Raw genomic sequence first — 15,004 nt, forward strand, 5'->3', positions numbered from 1 at the left:
TTGGTGCCGTCACCGCTCGGCCGGAGCCCCCAGTCCCGTCAGTGCGCCGACCGGGTCCGGGTCGGGGGTGCCTCGGGGCCACCAGTCCTCCTGGCCCGGTTCCGACTCGTAGGCGTACCACAGTCCGTCCCGGCCGAGCCGGAGCTGGGCGTGCCCGTCGGGATGGGTGAGGCGGTTGCGCCAGGGCCGGAACGCGGGCAGGTCCGCGGCCAGGAGCTGGGGACGGGCGCGGTCGAAGCGGCCGGCCGGCGGGTCCCACGGTTCCTCCAGGACGGCGAGGGCCTCCGGTCCGCCCTGCCGCCAAGCGGCCACCGCCCGCCCCAGGTCGGCCGGGGTCCGCCCGGTCGCGGCGGCCAGCGAGGAGTACAGCGGCCGGGTCGCCGCTGTGAGGCCGGAACCCGGGCGGGCCGCGGCCAGCCGTACCGCGTCCTGCCACAGCGTCAGGTCCGCGACCGGATCCTGCCCGGTGGTGAGCAGGGCGTGCGCCCGGGCCGCCGCATCGGTGGCCAACTGGTCCAGCGCGAGCGGGTCCGGGCCGCCGGGCGCCGCCGGATACACCGGTGGCTGCTCGGGGTGGGCGGGCGGCGGCAACGGCGCTGGGAGCGGCGGCAGTGCGCGCCGGGCGACGGCCGCACTGGCCCGTACTCCGGGCACGGGCGCGGGTTGCTGTTCCCGGGCGGCACGGGCCGCGCGGGCCGCGTTGCGCCGGGACAGCGCGTCGATCAGTTCACGCTCGCCCCGGCCGCGGAGCAGGAGCAGCACGAAGGGGTCTTGGTCCAGCAGCCGGGCGGTCTGATAACAGACCGCGGCGGCGTGCTTGCAGGGGCGGCCGTCGTCGGGGCAGTTGCAGTGCGGTTCGAGGTCGCCGGGCCCGGGGAGCAGCCGGACCCCGCACTCGGCAAGGGAGTGCGGCACCTGTTTGTCCAGCAGCGCGGCGATATGGCCCGGCCGCTCGGCGGCGGCGTCCAGGAACCGGTCCCACTCCTCGTCGGAGAACGTCCGCAGCCGCACCTGCACCCGGTACGGACGCGGACGGCTGCCCTGGACATAGGCGAGGACGAGCCCCGGGGTGACGGTGATGGCATCGACGTGCCCCCGGTCCGCGTACGCCCGTCCCCGGGTCAGCCGAGCCGGGTCGAGAGCGCCCTCCTCCAGCGCCGCGACCCAGGCGTTGCCCCACCACGTCCCGGCGAACCGGTCGGAGGCGCCGTCCCCGGACCTCTGCTTCGCTGTGCGCGTCGGCAGGGAGGCGAAGGTGCGCCGCAGGTCGCCGTCGCGGCCCGGGGCAGCCATGGAACGTGGGTAGCGCGCCGCCGGGGGCGCGGCGGGAGGCGTCTCCCGGGGCTCCTCGGACGGATCCGGCTTCACCTGTCGGCGTTTCGAGAACAGGTCCACCACCTCGGGGAAGGAGCGGGTGGACGCCTCCTCCTTCTTGCCGCCGTTGGATGGCGGAGCGGCAGTCCCGCCTCGCGGTGCCACCGACGGCGGGAGCGCGAAGGCCCCGGCGATCAGATCCCGGACCTCTCTGCTCCGGTCACCGGACGCCCGTGTACGGGCGTCCCGGCGCCGCCGGGCCCCGGACAACCGGACGACACGGGATGGCTCTGTACTGCCGCCGGGCGCGCCCGGTTCGGCGGTCGATCCCCGTGTGCCGGGCGCGGCCTGACTGCCGGGTGCGCTGGAGGGGCCGGGCGGACGCTGCGGTTCGCGGTCCTCCGCCGTCGTGTTCCGCATTCGTTCCGCTTCCGCCTCGGCACGGGCGGCTTCCGCCTCGGCACGGGCGGCTTCCGCCCGGGCGGCGCGCAGGGCCTCGCGGGCGGCATCGCCGGGGCGAGTGGCCCGGGCGGGTTCCGGGGGCGCGCCAGTCACCGCGTCTCCCCCGGTGTCTTCTCCGGACCCTCCGCCGGTCCCGGTACCCGTCCGGGCCGGAGGTTCGTTGCCGGGCCCGTCCGGCGTCACCGCGCCCGTCCCGGGCTCCGTACCGCTGCGGCGGTCCGCGTTCGCCCGTCGTAGGGCCGCGCGTGCCGCGTCGCCCGGTCGGGAGGGCTTCGTCGCCCGCTCCTCGGGCACGCTGACCTCCGCGTCCTCGGCGGGCGGTTCACCGTCCCGGTGCTCCTCCGCCGCCCGCTCCCGCTCCCGATCCCGTGCGGCGCGCAGCGCGCGGCGCACCGCGTCGGCGGGGCCCCCGTCCGCGCCCGGTGTCTCCTCGGGACGCGTCTCCTTCTCCGCCCCGTTCACTCCGCCCTCCTCAGCGACACCAGGTCCTTCAGCTCACGGTCGGTCAGTTCGGTCAGGGACGACTCGCCGGCGCCCAGGATCGCGTCGGCCAGCGCGCGCTTGGACTCCAGCATCTCGGCGATACGGTCCTCGACCGTGCCCTCGGTGATCAGTCGGTGGACCTGGACCGGCTGGGTCTGGCCGATGCGGTAGGCCCGGTCCGTGGCCTGTTCCTCCACCGCCGGGTTCCACCAGCGGTCGAAGTGGATGACATGGCCCGCGCGGGTGAGGTTCAGGCCGGTGCCCGCCGCCTTCAGGGAGAGGACCAGAACCGGGGTCGCCCCGCTCTGGAAGCGGTCCACCATCCGCTCGCGATCGGGCACCGCGGTGCCGCCGTGCAGCAGTTCTACGGGCACCGCGCGGGAGGCCAGGTGCGTGGTGATCAGGCGGGCCATGCGGACGTACTGCGTGAAGACCAGTGCCGAGCCGTCCTCCGTCAGCAGCGTGTCCACCAGCTCGTCGAGCAGGGCGAGTTTCCCGGAGCGCGCGATGAGGCCGGCGGCCGTCCCGGTGTCCTCCTTCAGATAGAGCGCGGGGTGGTCGCAGATCTGCTTGAGCGAGCCGAGGAGCTTGAGGACCAGGCCCCGGCGGGCGATGCCCTCCGCCGTCTCGATCGCCAGCATGGACTCCCGGACCACCGCCTCGTACAGCGCGGCCTGTTCATGGCTGAGCGGCACCGGGTGGTCGGTCTCCGTCTTCGGCGGGAGCTCCGGGACGATCCCCGGGTCGGACTTCTTGCGGCGCAGGAGGAAGGGACGGACCAGGCGGGCCAGGCGCTCCGCGGCCTGTGCGTCCTCGCCGTTCTCCACGGCGCGGGCGTGCCGGGCGCGGAAGGACTTCAGCGGCCCGAGCAGTCCGGGAGTCGTCCAGTCGAGCAGGGCCCACAGTTCGGAGAGGTTGTTCTCCACGGGGGTGCCGGTGAGGGCCACACGGGCGGGCGACGGGATCGTGCGCAGGGCCTTCGCCGTCGCCGAGTAGGGGTTCTTGACGTGCTGCGCCTCGTCCGCGACGACCAGGCTCCAGGGCTGTTCGGCGAGCCGGGGGGCGGCCGTGCGCATCGTCCCGTACGTGGTGAGCACGAACCCTCCGTCCAGGTCGTCAAGGGTGCGTTCGGGGCCGTGGAAGCGGCGGACCGGGACGCCGGGGGCGAACCGGGTGATCTCCCGCTGCCAGTTGCCCAGCAGCGAGGCCGGGCAGACCACCAGGGTCGGCTCGCGACGGGCCCGGCGCAGATGCAGGGCGATCACGGTGACCGTCTTGCCGAGCCCCATGTCGTCGGCGAGGCAGCCGCCGAGGCCGAGGGAGGTCATGAGGTCGAGCCAGCCGAGGCCCCGCAGCTGGTAGTCCCGCAGCCGGGCGGCGAGTCCCGGGGGCGGTTCCACCGGGCCGACGCACGCCGTCAGCCGGTCCCGGAGCGCGGCCAGCGCGCCGACCGGCACCGCCTCCACCGTCTCGCCGTCGACCTCCGTGCTGCCGGTGAGCGCGACGGACAGCGCGTCCACGGGATCGAGCAGACCCAGCTCCCGCTTGCGGGCCTTGCGGACGAGGGCCGGGTCGACCAGCACCCACCGGTCGCGCAGCCGGACGACGGGCCGGTGGGCCTCCGCGAGCGCGTCCATCTCCGCCTCGGTGAGCGGGTCGCCGCCGAGCGCCAGCTGCCAGCGGAACCGCAGCAGGTCCTCGCTCTCGAAGAACCCCGTGCCGTCGGTCGACGAGCCGGGCGCGGGCCGCACGACCGCGGTGGCGCTGAGGTCCTGCGCCAGGTCCCGGGGCCAGTGCACCGCGACCCCCGCCGCGCCCAGCCGGGTGGCCGCGACGCCCAGCAGCTCGCCCAGTTCCTCCTCGGACAGCGCGAGGACGTCCGGCGTCTCCTGCTCGGCGAGCCGCTCCAGCGGGGGCCACACGCGGGCCGCCCGGCGGACGGCGAGCGCCGCGTCCACCCGCGCGCGGGGGCCGAACGCGGTAGCCGCCTGGCCCGCCCACAGCTCTGCCGCGTCCACGACGAGGGTCGGGTCGGCGAGGCTGTGCACCTGCACGACCGCGGCTCCGGAGCGGCGGGCACCCTCGGCGTCGTCGAACAGGTCGTACGCCGACAGGTCCAGGCGCAGCGAGATCCGTACCCCCGCGTCCATCCCGGCCGCCACCTCGGCGGCCCAGGCGTGGGCCTCCGGCAGCCGCTGCGGCCCGGCCGCCGCGAAGGGCCGGCCCGCGGTGTGGGCGGCGGCCGGGGTGCGCGGCAGAGTGTCCGCGACCGCGTCGAGGAAGGACCGCACGAGGGCCTCGGGCTCGGGCAGCAGCAGGGGGCCCTTGCCCGGGAGCGGAACGGCGTGCCCCTCGTACGGAAGGGCGGCGGCGATGGCCCTCAGGTGGGTGATGTCGGCCGGCTCGAGTGGACCGGCGCGCCAGGCGTCGTCCCCCTCGGGGGTGAGCCCGGGCAGCAGGCGCCCGCGCGCGACGAGCCGGAGGGCGTGCAGGGCGGCCGCGCCCCAGCATGCGGTGGCGGGGTGCGCGGCGGGATCGCGCCGGGCCCGGGTGAGCAGCGGCAGGGCCTCGGCGACCGGCAGCGTCACGGCGGGCACGGTGCTTCTGCGCACTCCGGATCCGTACGGGCGCACGACCGTCAGTTCCTCGCTGGCTCCGGACGGCGGTCGTGCGTCCTCCGGGTCCCAGAAGGCGACCCGGCCTCGGCGGGGCAGCGGCTCGGGCAGAAAGACGGCGGCCAGCCGCACGGGCACGGCCGCCTCGGCCATCTGGTCGGCCATCTGTCCGGTCACCTCCCGCCGTCGTCGTATCGAACGTCTTCGACTCTACGGGCGGGGTCTGACAATCGGCTCCGGCGAGCGGCCGGGCCCGGACGGTCCGGGGCCGGCCGCGGCCGTCAGGGGATCGTGCGCGAGACCACGTACACCGTCGGGTGCTGGGGGTCGGCCCTGTTCACGACGACGTCGAGGGTGGGTGCGGGGTTCTTCTGCGCATGGGTCAGCCCGGACCAAGGGCCCGGTCCCGTGAAGGCCCAGTCGACGACGTGCCGGTCGCGCTCGCCGATGGCGAGGTAGTCCTTCCTCAGCGAGGAGGGCGTGGCCTTCAGAGTGCTGAGGAAGCGGTTCAGGCCGTCGTCGCTCGTGCTGAACCGCACGTAGAGGCGGCTGGTCTTCCAGTTGTTCGTCTCGTAGGACGCCACGTCCGTGGCGTCCCACGGGATCCAGACCCTGTACAGGCGGCGCTGGACCCGCGAGGGCCAGCCCTCGGTCAGTCCGGTCGCCGAGTACTTGGCCTCCTTGTCCTTGCCGCTGTTGCGGCTCTGGTTGGCGGAGATCACCAGGTAGCCGGCGGGGACGCCGATGAGCAAGCCGATGATCAGCAGGGTGAGCGCCCGGCGCCGGAACTTGTGCCACCCGCCCTCCGGGGGCCTCGAGGGCTCGTCCGGCGGTGACGACTGGCGCGGTATCGAAACGGTGGCGGTCACAACGACCCCCTGGCGATGCGGCGGGACTGCGCGTACCGCTCGTAGCGTTCGTAGCGCTCCACGCGGCGCCGGTTGGCGCGGCGGAAGCGGCGGGCGACGAGCCGGGCGAGGTCCGCGGCGCCGACCATCCCGGCCTCGGGGCCGAGCTGGGCGCGTGCGATACGGGCCTCGGGCCGGTAGCCGCGACCGGTCAGATGGCGGCGGAAGGCGTCCCGGGCGGGACCGATGAGCAGGCCGTCGGCCGCGCTGACCCCACCGCCGATCACGAAGCAGGAGGGGTCCAGGGCCGCCGCCAGGTTGGCGATGCCCACCCCGAGCCACTGGCCGATGTCCTGGAGCAGCTCGATGCACATCGCGTCGCCCTCGCGGGCCAGCTCGGTGATCATCGGACCGGTGATGTCGGCGATGTTGCCCTTGACGTGCTCGATGATCCCGTACGCCACCGGGGAGTCGGCCGCGGCCAGCTCCTTGGCCTCGCGGACCAGGGCGTTGCCGGAGCTGTACTGCTCCCAGCAGCCGCGGTTGCCGCACGGGCAGCGGTGGCCTCCGGGCACGACCTGCATATGGCCGAACTCGCCGGCGACGCCGAACTTGCCGCGCTTGACCTGGCCGTCCTCCAGGATGGCGCCGCCGATGCCGGTGCCGAGGGTGATCATGACGAGGTGGTCCTCGCCGCGGCCGGCCCCGAAGCGCCACTCGGCCCAGGCGGCGGCGTTGGCGTCGTTGTCGACCAGGACGGGGACGGCGAGCCGGCCGGCGAGGCGGTCGCGCAGGGGCTCGTTGCGCCAGGACAGGTGCGGGGCGAACAGGACGCGGTTGCGGTCCGCGTCCACCCAGCCGGCCGCGCCGATGCCGACGGCATGCACATCGTGCCGGTCCGAGAGGTCCAGGACCAGCTCGACGATGGTGTCCTCGACGACCCTGGGGCTCTTGGACTTGTCGGGCGTCTCGGTGCGGAGCTTCTCCAGGATGTTGCCGTCGGCGTCGACGACGCCCGCCATCACCTTGGTGCCGCCGATGTCGATGCCGACCGTCGGGACCCGCGGGGCCGTCAGATGGGAACGGCGCTCGCGTGTGCCCACGGTCCGCAGGACGGTGGCCCGGGCGGAGCCGCGGTGGGTGAGGTCGCGGTAGGTGCTCATCGCGCCCGATTCTGCCTTACCCCGCGGCGGGCTTGCATCGCGGAGTCCCGGCGCCCGGTGCCGGGCGGAACGGCCGCGGGCCGTGCGGCACCCACGGCTCCGCCGGGGCGGGTGCCGCTCCTCCGGCGAAGCCGCAGGGACCGCTCCGCCCGGCGGAGCCGCACGGATCCGAACGCCCGACGGGACCGCACAGGCCGCTGCCTCGCGCCCCTAAAGACGGCCGCGTTCCAGTTCATGGCGCAGATCGTCCAGCTCGTCGCCGCCCGCCATCTGCCGGGTCAGCTCGTCCAGAGTGATCTCCTCACGGGTGTGGCTGCCCACCATCGTGCCGCGCTTGAGCAGCACGAAACGGTCGCCCACCAGATACGCGTGATGCGGGTTGTGGGTGATGAAAACAACACCCAGACCCTCGTCCCGTGCGGCAGCCACATATTTGAGGACCACACCCGACTGCTTCACACCCAGGGCCGCCGTCGGCTCGTCCAGGACCAGCACCTTGGCACCGAAGTACACCGCCCGCGCGATCGCCACACACTGGCGCTCACCGCCGGACAGGGTGCCGATGGGCTGGTCGACGTCGCGCAGGTCGATGCCCATGCGCAGCAGTTGCTCGCGGGTCGTCCGGCGCATGAAGTCGACGTCCAGGCGCTTGAAGGGGCCGACGCCGCGGCGCGGCTCGGAGCCGAGGAAGAAGTTGCGCCAGACCGGCATCAGCGAGACCACCGCGAGGTCCTGGTAGACCGTGGCGATCCCGCGGTCCAGGGCCTCGCGCGGGGAGGCCGGACGGGTCTCCTCGCCCTCGATGCGGAAGGAGCCGCCGTCGTGCCGGTGCAGCCCCGCCACGATCTTGATGAGGGTGGACTTGCCCGCGCCGTTGTCGCCGAGGACGCAGGTGATCTCGCCCGCGTGCACCTCCAGGGAGACCCCTTCGAGGGCGCGGACGTTGCCGTAGCGCTTGCTGACGTCCTGCAGGGCGACGAGCGCGGTGCGCTCGGTGACGTCGTCCTGGGGCATGTCCTCGGTCATGTCCGTGGTCACGTCGTTGGTCATGCCGTGGCCTCCGCGCGCTTGCGGACCCAGATGTTGAGCAGGGTCGCGAGGAGCAGCATCGCTCCGAGGAAGAACTTGAACCAGTCGGGGTTCCACTCGGCGAAGACGATGCCCTTGCTGGTCATGCCGAAGAGGAGGGCGCCCACCGCCGAGCCGATCGCGGACCCGTAGCCGCCGGTGATCAGACAGCCGCCGATGACGGCCGCGATGATGTAGATCAGCTCGTTGCCGACGCCCTCGCCGGACTGGACGACGTCGTACGAGAACAGCAGATGCTGGCCGGAGATCCAGGCGCCGAGGGCGACACCCATGTACAGGCCGATCTTGGTGCGCCGCACCGGTACGCCGACGGCGCGGGCCGCGTCCTCGTTGCCGCCGACCGCGAAGATCCAGTTGCCGGCGCGGGTGCGCAGCAGGATCCAGGAGGCGAGGGCGACCAGGGCGAGCCACCACAGGATGGTGACCTTGAACTGGACGCCGCAGACGGTGAACGTGGAGGCGAAGAGGGCCTGTGCCGAGGAGAAGCCGTCCATGTCGGAGATCGACTTGGTGGACACGGTGCCGCTGATCAGCTTGGTGAGGCCGAGGTTCATGCCGGTCAGCATCAGGAACGTCCCGAGCGTGACGATGAAGCTGGGCAGTCCGGTGCGGGTCAGCACAAAGCCGTTGAAGGCGCCGATCGCGAGCGTGACCAGGAGCGACACACCGACGCCGACCCAGACGTCGGCGGTCATCTGGTAGCTGAACATCGACGACATCAGCGCGGACGACGTGACCATGACGCCCGCCGACAGATCGAACTCGCCGCCGATCATCAGCAGCGCGACCGGTACGGCCATGATGCCGATCGTGGACGACGCGTACAGCACCGTGCTGAGGCTGGAGGCCCGCAGGAAGCTGTCGGCGACGATCGAGAAGAACAGGAAGACGGCGAGCGCGCCCACCACCGAGCCCAGCTCGGGGCGGCCGAGCAGCCGCTTCAGCGGGGAGGTCCCGAGCAGGCGTTCGTCCGTGCCCGTCCGCGGGCTCTCGGGCGCGGATGCCGGTGCGGAGGCGGTCATCGCGTCCCCCGCTTCGTGTACTCCTCGAGCGCGGCGGCCTGGTCCTTGGTGATGATCTGCGGTCCGGTGAGGACCGGCAGGCCGCCGCCGAGGGCGTTGGCGTTGTACTTGTAGAGCCAGAGCTGGTCGACCGCCTCGTAGCCCTGGAGGTAGGGCTGCTGGTCGACGGCGAAGCCCAGGGTGCCGTCCTTCAGCTCGGACGCCACCTTGGCGTTGAGGTCGAAGGTGTCGACCTCCGCCCGGCTGCCGGCGTCCGACCTGGCCTTGACCGCGGTGTCGGCGTACGGGGCGCCGAGGGTGACGACGGTGTCGACGGACTTGTCCGACTGGAGGCGCGCCTCCAGGGCGGACTGCACGTCCGGCATGTTGGTGCCGTTGACGTAGAAGTTCTCCACCGTGCCGTGGAACGACTTCTTCACGCCCGCGCAGCGCTGCTCGTGGCCCACGTTGCCCTGCTCGTGCAGCACGCACAGGACCTTCTTGCGGCCGCGCTTGTTCAGCTCGTCGCCGACGGCCTCGCCCGCGATCGTCTCGTCCTGGCCCATGTGCGCGAGCGCGCCGAACGCCTTGGACTCCTCCGAGCCGGAGTTCACCGTGACCACGGGGATGCCGGCCTTCTCGGCGCGGGCGACGGCCGCCTTCATCGCGTCCGGCTTGGCCAGCGTGACGATGATGCCGTCGACCTTCTGGTCCACGGCGGCGTCCACGAGCTGGGCCTGCTGCTGGGCATTGGCGTCGTGCGAGTACAGGAAGTTGATGTTGTCCTTGACGGCGGCCTGCTCGGCGCCGCTCTGCACGATGTCCCAGAAGGTGTCGCCGTCCCCCGAGTGGGTGATCATCGCGAACGTCCAGCGGGGTGTGCTCACCGCCGCCCGGCCCTGGGCGGAGGCCGCGTTGCGGGCGTCCTCGGCACGCTTCCCGCCGTGGCTGCTGCACCCCGCCAGGGATAGGCCGAGCGCCCCTGCCAGCGCGATGGTTGCCCAGGTCCGAAACCGTGCCACGAGCCCGTGCCCTTCTTGCGTAGTTCCTTGGAACCACCAAGTATCACCGACCGCGGATCGACGCCGCAGGTCAGGGGGCTGGTGGGGCGGCGGGGAGGCGCTTCGGAGCCGCAGGGGCAGGGAACGGGGGACGGCGGGAGAGGCCCGAAGACTCAGGGACGTACGAGCAGTTGGAACTCGAACGAGTAGCGCGAGGCACGATACGTGTGCGTGCCGAACTCCACAGCGCGACCCGTGTCGTCGAACGTCGTGCGCTGCATGGTGAGCAGCGGGGCACCCTCGGGCTCACCGAGTCGCTCGCCCTCGACCGGCGTGGCGGCGCGGGCCCCGACGGTCTGCCGGGCGCTGTGCAGGGTGATGCCCGCGGCACGCATCAGGCGGTACAGGCCCGTCGACTCCAGGTGCTCGGTCTCCAGGTCCAGCAGACCGGTCGGCAGAAAGTTGCAGAGATACGCCATCGGCTCGCCGTGCGCGAGGCGCAGCCGCTCGACGCGGTGCACCTCCACGCCCTCGGGCACCCCGAGCGCGGCGGCGACCTCGGCCGAGGCGGGCGCGAAGGCATTGACCAGAACCCGGGTCGCGGGGCGCTGCCCGGCCGCCTCCAGGTCGTCGTAGAGGCTGCTGAGTTCCAGGGGGCGCTTGACCTGGCTGTGCACGACCTGGGTGCCGACGCCGCGGCGGCGCACCAGCAGTCCCTTGTCGACCAGGGACTGGATGGCCTGACGGACGGTGGGCCGGGACAGGCCGAGGCGCCCGGCCAGCTCGATCTCGTTGCCCAGCAGACTGCCCGGCGTCAGCTCCCCGTGCTCGATCGCGGCCTCCAGCTGCTGGGACAGCTGGAAGTACAGCGGTACGGGGCTGTTCCGGTCGACGCCGAGCTTGAGGGAGACGGTCGGATCCACATCTGGTTTCGGCACGGAGCGAGCGTAGCTCCGGGACCTGTTGACGGGAAGTTGTGTAGTCCGGTTGTCCGGACAAAGCATTGACAGGGCGGGGGGTACGCCTCCAGGTTGTTCCCATGCGCATCGGACTCATCGGAGCAGGTCGGATCGGCAGCTTCCACGCGGCCACGCTCAGCCGTCACCGTGACGTGGGCTCGCTCATCATCACCGACGTGGACACGGTCCGGGCCCATGCGCTTGCGGACCGGCTGGGCGAGACGGCCGCACCCGGTGCGGACGAGATCTTCACCTGGGGCGTGGACGCCGTGGTCATCACGACGGCGACCGCGGCCCACGCCGAGCTGATCGGCCGGGCGGCGCGCTCCGGGCTTCCGGTGTTCTGCGAGAAGCCGATCGCGGTGGACCTGGCGGGCACGCTGACCGCGCTGGCCGAGGTCGACGCCGCGGGGACCGTGCTGCAGATGGGTTTCCAGCGCCGCTTCGACACGGGCTACGCGACCGCGCGGGAGGCCGTGCGCTCCGGACGGCTCGGACGGCTGCACACGGTCCGCGCGCTCACGGCCGACCAGGCGCCGCCGCCGGCCGCGTATCTGCCCGTCTCCGGCGGCATCTACCGCGACTGCCTCATCCACGACTTCGACATCCTGCGCTGGGTCACCGGCCGGGAGGTGGTCGAGGTGTACGCGACCGGGTCGGACGCCGGCGGGGCGATGTACCGGGAGGCGCACGACGTCGACACGGCGGCGGTGGTGCTCACCCAGGAGGACGGCACGCTGGCCACGGCGACCGCGACCCGCACCAACGGCGCCGGCTACGACGTACGGATGGAGCTGGCCGGCGAGCTGGACACGATCGCGGTGGGCCTGGACGACCGCACTCCGATCACCTCGACGGAACCGGCCGGGCCGCCGCCGGCGGACAAGCCCTGGACCGGCTTCCTGGAGCGCTTCGCGCCAGCCTACGAGGCCGAGGTCGCCGCCTTCGTCGAGGTGGTGCGGGGTGAGCGCGCCAACCCGTGCGACGGGCACGAGGCCCTGCAGGCGCTGCGGATCGCGGAGGCCTGCGAGCTGTCCCGCCGGGAGCGCCGCCCGGTGCACCTGGGCGAGATCGCAGGCCTGCGCCGCTGATCCGCCCCCTGACGCGGTCCGCTCCACGTCCGCTACCAGCGCACCGGAAGGCTCCGCACTCCCCGTATCAGCATGCCCGGCAGCCGTGGCCCGGGCGGGCCGTCGAGGGCCAGGTCCGGGCAGCGCTCCAGCAGGGTGCGCAGGGCCGTGCGCGCCTCCAGCCGGGCCAGGGGCGCCCCCAGGCAGAAGTGCATGCCGTGCCCGAACGCCAGATGGCCCTGCGGGGCGCGGTGGACGTCGAAGCGGTGGGGGTCGGGATAGCGGGATCCGTCCCGGCCGGCCGAGCCGAGCCCGATGATCACCGGGTCGCCCTCGGCGATGGCGGTCCCGGCGATCTCCAGCGACTCCGACGCGTAGCGGAACGTCGCCGACTCCACCGGTCCCTCCAGGCGCAGCACCTCCTCGACGACGCCGTCCAGCAGCGTCATGTCGGCGCGCAGCGCGGCGAGCTGCTCCGGGTGGGTGAGCAGCGTGTGCACGGCGTTCGTGATCAGGTTGACCGTCGTCTCGTGGCCCGCGACGAGCAGGAGGAAGGCCATCGCGCGCAGTTCGCTGCCCGAGAGCCGGTCGCCGTCCTCCGCGCGGGTGCGCAGAAGGTCACCGAGCAGGTCGTCGGCCGGGGCCGTACACCGCTTGTCCTCTATCAACTCGTCCAGGAAACCGGCCAGTTGCCGCATGGCGGCGAATCCGGCCTCCGCGCCGGACGGGGTCACGACCTCGTTCGACAGGGCGCGGAAGGCACCCCGGTCGATGTCCGGGACGCCGAGCAGCTCGCAGATGACCGTGATGGGGAGCGGATAGGCGAAGGCCTCCACCAGGTCGGCCCGCCCCTTGGGCAGCATCTCCTCGATCAGCTCGTCGGTGAGCTGCTGGACGCGCGGGCGCAGCGCCTCCACACGGCGCATGGTGAACGAGCGGGCGACGAGGGAACGCAGCCGGGTGTGCTCCGGCGGGTCGACGACCAGCAGATGCCGCCCCATCACGTCCTCCTCCGGACTGAACCGCCCGTTCTTCGTGGCGTCCTTGGAGAATCTGGGGTCGGTGAGGGCGGCGCGCGCCTCCTCGTACCCGACGACCAGCCAGGCCTCCCACGGGTCGGGCGGTGGCGTGCGCACCCAGTGCACCGGGCCGCGCTCGCGCAGCTCCGCGTAGACCTCGTGCGGGCTCTGTGTGAACCGCGCGCCGTACTCCCCCAGATCGATCACGGCCCTCCCCCTCCGTCACCTCTGCAACGAGCGAGGCACCCGTTCAGTGCCCGCCCTCGTCCAGCAGTCCCGCGTCGTGCGTCAACAGGGCGAGCTGCACTCGGTTGTTGAGTCCGAGTTCGGCGCGCGGGCCGACGCCGCGCGTCGTTCGATCGTCAGGCCGTCCACGGCAGCCGGGCCCGGACCCGGAAGCCGCCGTCCCCCGTGGTGCCGTGGTCGAGGGTGCCGCCGGCGAGGGTCGCGCGTTCCGTCAGGCCGATCAGGCCCTGGCCGGAGCCGGGGACATGCGGGACCTCGCCGGGCGGGGCGGGATTGCGCACGGTCACGGTGAGGCCGTCGCCGGGCGCGCCCGCGACCGTCACCGTGACCTCGGTCCCGGGGGCGTGTTTGCGCGCGTTGGTCAGGCCCTCCTGGGCGATGCGGTACGCGGTGCGGCCCACGGAAGCCGGTACGGCGCCGGGGTCCGTGACCCGGTGGACGAGGACGACCTCCATCCCGGCCTCCCGGGACTCGGCGACCAGGGCGTCGAGCGCGGCCAGCGTCGGCTGGGGACGGCCCGCGTCGTCGGAGTCCCCGGCCCGCAGCACACCGATGATCTCCCTGAGGTCCTGCAACGCCTCGTGCGCGCTCTCCCGGATCACCCCGGCAGCCCGCGCGATCTCCTCCCGGGGCGCGTCGGGACGGAACTCAAGGGCGCCCGCGTGCACGCTGAGCAGTGTCAGACGGTGCGCCAGGACGTCGTGCATCTCGCGCGCGATCGCCTCCCGAGCCAGCCGCTGGGCCTGCTCGGCCCGCAGGGCCGCCTCGGTCTCGGCCCGCCGCGCCCGGTCCCGCAGGCTCAGCATCAACTGCCGCTTGGACCGTACGAACATGCCCCAGCCGACGACCGCGACCGTGACCAGCGCGGTGAGGAGGACGGCGGCGAGGTAGGGCAGGTCCGGGTCGGGCCGCAGCCAGAAGAACAGCGGGGCCAGCGCGAGCTGGGCGCCGCCCAGCCAGGCCGCGTACCGGAACGGCCGGTGCACGGCGACGGTGAAGAGCGCGATCATGGCCGCGCCCCCGGCGGTGTCGGAGAGCTGGCTCACCGGGATCATCGCCAGGGCGAGCCCGAGCGGCCACCGGCGGCGCAGCCAGACCGCGGCGCAGGCGAGGGCGCCGAGTGCCACGTCGACGAGCACGACGACATGCGTGGTGTGGGATTCCTTGTTCACCGAGATCGCGGCCGCGAACGCGAGGAGTACGGCCAGCACGAAGCACCCGGAGTCGACGACCCAGTCGCGCACGGTGCGCCGCGGCCGGCGTCCGCCACCGGCCTCGGGGTCGAGTTCCGCGATCACGGCCGAGGGCAGGAACCAGCGGTGCCGGGGAAGTCCGTACGCGCCCGCCGCCCGGCCCGGGGACCCCGCGAAGGGCAGGGACTGCGACGCGATGTGCGGGCCGGGGGCCCCGGTCGGTGTGACGTCGGCTGCGGGTGCCGCGGCGAGGTGGGCTGGACGAGCTGCACGGGTGTCGGCCCCTGCCTGCGCGGGCACACCCGTCGGCCGTTGCCGCCGTCGTGGCCACCCTGTCCGCGACGGGCGCGGCACGGTGCGGAACCCCTGTGTGGCCGTCTCGGGCCGAGGCGCCGTCCGCCCCGCCGAACGTGCCGGCTCGTCTCCACTCACGGTCGACCAATCTAGGCGGCGTACGGCATGGGCGCCTCCCCGTGAGCGTGATCGGCGACCGAAGTCGCACCACCGAGTACTGTCGACGCGGCCCACCCGTGAGGGCGGC

The 15,004-nt window shown here is 73.3% G+C and carries 11 protein-coding genes; 1 reads left to right on the forward strand and 10 read right to left on the reverse strand.

Annotation, left to right across the window (positions count from 1 at the left end):
- Window positions 1-9: 9 nt before the first annotated feature.
- The 8 genes from ACFY2Z_RS03165 to ACFY2Z_RS03200 form a co-directional block, all read right to left on the reverse strand.
- A complete protein-coding gene (locus tag ACFY2Z_RS03165; protein ID WP_390742446.1) occupies window positions 10-2,238 on the reverse strand; it encodes an SWIM zinc finger family protein in 2,229 nt (742 codons plus the stop codon).
- The gene (locus tag ACFY2Z_RS03170; protein WP_390742447.1) at window positions 2,235-5,039 is read right to left on the reverse strand and encodes a DEAD/DEAH box helicase; all 2,805 of its coding nucleotides are present in this window, start codon (window positions 5,037-5,039) and stop codon (window positions 2,235-2,237) included. Before ACFY2Z_RS03170 ends, ACFY2Z_RS03165 begins: the two co-directional genes overlap by 4 nt.
- Window positions 5,040-5,155: 116 nt before the next feature.
- Window positions 5,156-5,743, reverse strand: a complete 588-nt coding sequence (locus ACFY2Z_RS03175) for a sugar kinase (RefSeq protein WP_390742448.1) — start codon at window positions 5,741-5,743, stop codon at window positions 5,156-5,158.
- Window positions 5,740-6,885 carry an ROK family glucokinase gene (locus tag ACFY2Z_RS03180; protein WP_390742449.1) on the reverse strand — a complete coding sequence of 382 codons (1,146 nt, stop codon included), beginning with the start codon at window positions 6,883-6,885 and terminating at the stop codon, window positions 5,740-5,742. Before ACFY2Z_RS03180 ends, ACFY2Z_RS03175 begins: the two co-directional genes overlap by 4 nt.
- Window positions 6,886-7,095: 210 nt before the next feature.
- Entirely contained in the window at window positions 7,096-7,911 is an 816-nt protein-coding gene (locus tag ACFY2Z_RS03185) for an ATP-binding cassette domain-containing protein (protein ID WP_390742900.1), read from the reverse strand.
- Between the two features lie 20 nt (window positions 7,912-7,931).
- On the reverse strand, window positions 7,932-8,996 hold the full coding sequence (locus ACFY2Z_RS03190) for an ABC transporter permease (RefSeq protein WP_390742450.1): 1,065 nt from the start codon (window positions 8,994-8,996) through the stop codon (window positions 7,932-7,934).
- On the reverse strand, window positions 8,993-9,997 hold the full coding sequence (locus ACFY2Z_RS03195; protein ID WP_390742451.1) for a sugar ABC transporter substrate-binding protein: 1,005 nt from the start codon (window positions 9,995-9,997) through the stop codon (window positions 8,993-8,995). Before ACFY2Z_RS03195 ends, ACFY2Z_RS03190 begins: the two co-directional genes overlap by 4 nt.
- 152 nt (window positions 9,998-10,149) lie before the next feature.
- Window positions 10,150-10,899: a GntR family transcriptional regulator gene (locus ACFY2Z_RS03200; RefSeq protein WP_390742901.1), complete on the reverse strand. Its 750-nt coding sequence runs from the start codon at window positions 10,897-10,899 to the stop codon at window positions 10,150-10,152.
- Between the two features lie 116 nt (window positions 10,900-11,015).
- On the opposite strand from ACFY2Z_RS03200, the gene ACFY2Z_RS03205 reads away from it, so the two are divergent.
- A complete protein-coding gene (locus tag ACFY2Z_RS03205) occupies window positions 11,016-12,026 on the forward strand; it encodes a Gfo/Idh/MocA family oxidoreductase (protein ID WP_390742452.1) in 1,011 nt (336 codons plus the stop codon).
- Window positions 12,027-12,058: 32 nt separating this feature from the next.
- Here the strand turns inward: ACFY2Z_RS03205 and ACFY2Z_RS03210 are convergent, their stop codons facing one another.
- Both ACFY2Z_RS03210 and ACFY2Z_RS03215 read right to left on the reverse strand, forming a co-directional pair.
- Complete coding sequence (locus ACFY2Z_RS03210) at window positions 12,059-13,231, reverse strand: cytochrome P450 (protein WP_390742453.1); 1,173 nt, start codon at window positions 13,229-13,231, stop codon at window positions 12,059-12,061.
- Between the two features lie 155 nt (window positions 13,232-13,386).
- Entirely contained in the window at window positions 13,387-14,646 is a 1,260-nt protein-coding gene (locus tag ACFY2Z_RS03215) for a sensor histidine kinase (protein ID WP_390742902.1), read from the reverse strand.
- Between the last annotated feature and the right edge of the window lie 358 nt (window positions 14,647-15,004).

The organism is Streptomyces sp. NPDC001222 (assembly GCF_042896945.1).
GTDB lineage: Bacteria > Actinomycetota > Actinomycetes > Streptomycetales > Streptomycetaceae > Streptomyces > Streptomyces gibsoniae.

Coding starts and splice junctions, on each gene's coding strand:
- ACFY2Z_RS03170 (WP_390742447.1), bottom strand. CDS start 5,039: ATGGCCGACCAGATGGCCGAGGCGGCCGTGCCCGTGCGGCTGGCCGCC.
- ACFY2Z_RS03180 (WP_390742449.1), bottom strand. CDS start 6,885: ATGAGCACCTACCGCGACCTCACCCACCGCGGCTCCGCCCGGGCCACC.
- ACFY2Z_RS03185 (WP_390742900.1), bottom strand. CDS start 7,911: ATGACCGAGGACATGCCCCAGGACGACGTCACCGAGCGCACCGCGCTC.
- ACFY2Z_RS03190 (WP_390742450.1), bottom strand. CDS start 8,996: ATGACCGCCTCCGCACCGGCATCCGCGCCCGAGAGCCCGCGGACGGGC.
- ACFY2Z_RS03205 (WP_390742452.1), top strand. CDS start 11,016: ATGCGCATCGGACTCATCGGAGCAGGTCGGATCGGCAGCTTCCACGCG.